Source organism: Mesorhizobium sp. M7A.T.Ca.US.000.02.2.1, from assembly GCF_003996995.1.
GTDB lineage: Bacteria > Pseudomonadota > Alphaproteobacteria > Rhizobiales > Rhizobiaceae > Mesorhizobium.
The window spans coordinates 1-802 of record NZ_RZTT01000835.1 but is presented as its reverse complement, the minus strand read 5'-3'; the positions used below and the strand labels follow the sequence as shown (position 1 = coordinate 802).

Sequence of the window (802 nt, the reverse complement as noted above, 5' to 3'; positions counted from 1 at the left end):
GTCCGGCAGAGCGTTGTCTGCGGAAGAGGAACCGGTTTGGCATCGATATGGCGTTATCTTCTGGCGGGTCTTGGTCTGGCTGCCTTGCTGGTCGGCATTCTCGCGGCCGTCTTCCTGACGGCGCCGCGGTCGTCGCTGCCTGCCGGCCCGGATGTCTCGAGGACGAAGAACACCGCCAACGCGCTGTTCGTGGCCAGCTTCGCGCCGGAGCGGGGTGTCGTACGGCAGGGCGAACTGCAATCCTGGCTGCTGACCTTGAAGACAAAGGCAGGTGTTCCGGTGGAAGGTGCCGCGATCGCGATTTCGGGCGGTATGCCACTGCACAGTCACGGCCTGCCGACCAGCCCGCAGACGACCGACTATCTCGGCGACGGGCGTTATCGAATCGAAGGAGTGAAATTCACCATGAGCGGCTGGTGGCAGTTGCATTTCGCCATCTCGGCCACCGCCGGCTCCGACACGGTGCTCTTCAACGTGGTGCTGTGAGCAGGACATGAGGCGGCGTTCGCGTTTTCTGGCGCTGATGGTGGCCGTTGTCCTTGCCGGTTGCACGAAGCCGGATTTTTCCGACGCCGAAAAGACGACCATCGCCTCGCTGGCGCTGTCGTCGCTGCCGGCGCTCAAGCCCGACACCACCAATCGTTTTGCCGACGTGCCGGCGGCTGCCGCACTCGGCTCGACGCTGTTCTTCGACCAGGGCATGAGCGGTGACGGGTCGATATCCTGTTCGACATGCCACAAGATCGACCGCCAGTTCCAGGACGACCTGCCGCAGGCGGTCGGGGTCGGCCGTACCAGCCGG

2 protein-coding genes are annotated in these 802 nt (G+C 64.3%); both read left to right on the top strand.

The features are described from left to right. Positions 1 to 486: FixH family protein (locus EOD15_RS34985; RefSeq protein WP_245463874.1), on the top strand; the 486-nt coding region annotated here is incomplete at its 5' end. A 7-nt stretch (positions 487 to 493) separates the two neighbouring features. Beyond that, the coding region (locus EOD15_RS34980) for a cytochrome c peroxidase (protein ID WP_281035608.1) at positions 494 to 802 on the top strand (309 nt) is incomplete at its 3' end.